We start from the raw sequence: 2,419 nt of genomic DNA on the forward strand, positions 1-2,419 counted from the left end.
GTATCGATTAGCTCTGCGAGCCCAGTCTGAAATTCCGGCGACAGTGCGTGGTCAGCGTAGTTGTGGAAGCTACGGTTCTTCCACCAGGCGTTGGTTTCAAAGGCCAGGTTTTTGCTGACTCTTCGCCGTCCGGTCAGGCCTTGGTTGCGGGTCAATTCGATCCCGTGTTCGGAGAGTCCTTGGGCCAAGGTGTCCTCGTTAAATTGGGGGTAACGCTTTGATCCTGGCAATTTTCGCACATCTACGACCTGCTCGATGGCCTGTTGCCGGAGCAGCTCCACAAAGTCAGTGAGATCCCGGTTCGAATGCCCGATCGTAAAAATTGTCGTGTGACTCATCCTGGCCTAGGAAATCTTGCGCAGCGCGCTGCCTTTATGCGCGGCAATATGATCTGTTTTGTCACTTTTGATTTCGTACTGTGGTTCGTCAGAGGATGCTCTGCGGGTGTGGCCTTTGTAGTCAAAGTCGGAGGTGTGGACCTTGATGATCGCTCCGGAAACATGGCCTGCTTCAGAGTTCCACGAAACATGGTCACCAACGGCATACTTTGCAGACATGATCGGTCTCCTATCTTCGACAGTGCCTTGAAAGTTTAGGCAGCGCTTCGTACCTGGACTCGCCCATCCACAATGTTGATATCCCATGTCGGTTGAGGCATTGCCGCTGGGCCACGTTTCGGTGTTCCGTCAGTGAGGCGGAATCTGCTGCCGTGCCACGGGCAAACAACACAGTCATTTTCAATGTGGCCTTTATTCAAGGGCCCGCCCGCATGCAGACAGGTGGCCGATAGTGCCCGGAGTTGACCCTTATGTCGGGTTAGCATGACCGGTACGTCATTGGCCTCAACACGTAAGAGCTGTCCTTCGGTCACTTCGTTTTCGGCGGCGACGTCGACCCACTTGGTGACGGTCTTTTGAAATGCGGTGTGATCGACCCCAACGCCCATACCAAATGATAGGTGGCCGCCAAGGTAGCTGGCACCCATGGTCGCGGCCAGACCTGCGAGCGAGAGCCCGGTCCCGGTGCGATGATGGCCGCATTTGCGGGAGACCCAAGAGGCGACCTGCAAGGTTGTCCCCACGCTGTTGCCGAGTGCGTGGACGAGCCCGAGGCGTTGCTCTTTCCCATAACTTTCGGACCAGTCGGAGGCTCCCGAGAGCGCAGCCGGCACCGCGGTCAGGATCCCCAGTCCCACCAGACGTTCAGAGGCTTTCGGCATGGTGCCTCGGCTGGTCAAATCTAGCGCGCTGGCCATCGACCATGCCCCAATCGGAAGATCAGTGAGCATCGGGTGCAATTGATGGCCTAGCCAGGTTCCAGACAGCGCATTTTTCACGGCATCGGGAGCTGTCACTTTCGAAACCACATCAGACAGTGGTTTCGAGATTGAATCCAGATCCTTCATCTGACCGATCTGGTCGATCACTTTCGAGAGTCCAAACACGAGAAACACCTTTCTCCAGGCGAAAGTTCTTGTGCGTCAGCTTAGCTGTCCATTGGCGATTCCGATATGTGCCAGTGACTACAGATTGCCGCGTGCTGGTGTCCGTTGGAAAGGTGCCCAACGGTGCGTTGAACAAATCCTCAGTGCTGCCACTCGAGCTGCAGGGCCGTGCCTAGAACTGGTATTACTTGGAGCATGGACGAACAGACTCACGAACGGATCCGAGAACTCATCGCCGCGGTGCCGGCAGGCAACGTCGCTAGCTACGGTGACATTGCTGCGCTTGCCGGCGCCTCGAATCCACGCATTGTGGGATGGGTGTTGAGGGAAGATGGTTTTGATCTTCCCTGGCACCGTATTCTGCGCGCCGATGGGACTGTGGCGGTGCATAAACAGCAAGAGCAGTTGGATCGTTTGCGTGCTGAAGGTGTACTGGCTAAAGGATCAAAAATTGACATGAAGGTCTACCGCTGGGATCCCGATTTCTGAACCAGTTAGGCATCGTCTTCTGGGAAAACCGACAGCTTGGTGAAGGGGAAGGTGAAAGTCCACGTGGTGTCCGTGTGTTGGTCGAAGGCTCCGACATCGCCTTCGCCAAGATGAACCGTTTCGCCTGAGGGTAGCTCGATGTCCACCGCCCCTTCAATCACATAAATAATTTCTGCGCGAGCAAATGGGTACGGGGCCACTTTTGGCATGGTGTCTTCGGTTCCCCGCCAGAACTGAGCTTTGCCATCGCGGATCCAGGCGAATTCGCCGGCAGATAAGGATGGATCTGCGGGATGGGGGAACGGCTGGAAGTCTGTGTCAGAGAGACGGCCAATGTCATAGCTCATGAATATTCCTCAGGGTATTGAAACAGCGTGATAGGGCTTGATTCTTGCGTAGTCCCCACCGTTTCTTCTGTGATTCCCGCGCATTCGTCTTGCTATTTTGTGCACGTCGTTGAAATATATTTGCTGCACCCATGGCCGG

General features: G+C 55.4%; 5 protein-coding genes. 1 reads left to right on the plus strand and 4 read right to left on the minus strand.

Annotated elements, in window-relative coordinates; all coding sequences use genetic code 11:
• The 3 genes from L0H14_RS12375 to L0H14_RS12385 form a co-directional block, all read right to left on the minus strand.
• On the minus strand, positions 1-338 hold a 338-nt coding region (locus tag L0H14_RS12375), incomplete at its 3' end, for a DUF488 family protein (RefSeq protein WP_301421986.1).
• Positions 339-344: 6 nt separating this feature from the next.
• Entirely contained in the window at positions 345-557 is a 213-nt protein-coding gene (locus L0H14_RS12380) for a DUF2945 domain-containing protein (protein ID WP_301421987.1), read from the minus strand.
• Between the two features lie 35 nt (positions 558-592).
• The gene (locus L0H14_RS12385) at positions 593-1,444 is read right to left on the minus strand and encodes a Rieske (2Fe-2S) protein (RefSeq protein WP_301419733.1); all 852 of its coding nucleotides are present in this window, start codon (positions 1,442-1,444) and stop codon (positions 593-595) included.
• 195 nt (positions 1,445-1,639) lie between these two features.
• Here L0H14_RS12385 and L0H14_RS12390 point away from each other — a divergent pair, with 195 nt between their 5' ends.
• Positions 1,640-1,933: an MGMT family protein gene (locus L0H14_RS12390; protein WP_301421988.1), complete on the plus strand. Its 294-nt coding sequence runs from the start codon at positions 1,640-1,642 to the stop codon at positions 1,931-1,933.
• Positions 1,934-1,938: 5 nt separating this feature from the next.
• On the opposite strand, the gene L0H14_RS12395 is transcribed toward L0H14_RS12390, so the two are convergent.
• Positions 1,939-2,280, minus strand: coding sequence for a cupin domain-containing protein (locus L0H14_RS12395; protein ID WP_301421989.1), 342 nt, complete (start codon positions 2,278-2,280; stop codon positions 1,939-1,941).
• Positions 2,281-2,419: the final 139 nt, after the last annotated feature.

The sequence above is a fragment of the Yaniella sp. genome (genome assembly GCF_030453185.1).
In the GTDB taxonomy this organism is placed as follows: domain Bacteria; phylum Actinomycetota; class Actinomycetes; order Actinomycetales; family Micrococcaceae; genus Yaniella.

Coding starts and splice junctions, on each gene's coding strand:
- L0H14_RS12390 (WP_301421988.1), top strand. CDS start 1,640: ATGGACGAACAGACTCACGAACGGATCCGAGAACTCATCGCCGCGGTG.
- L0H14_RS12395 (WP_301421989.1), bottom strand. CDS start 2,280: ATGAGCTATGACATTGGCCGTCTCTCTGACACAGACTTCCAGCCGTTC.
- L0H14_RS12380 (WP_301421987.1), bottom strand. CDS start 557: ATGTCTGCAAAGTATGCCGTTGGTGACCATGTTTCGTGGAACTCTGAA.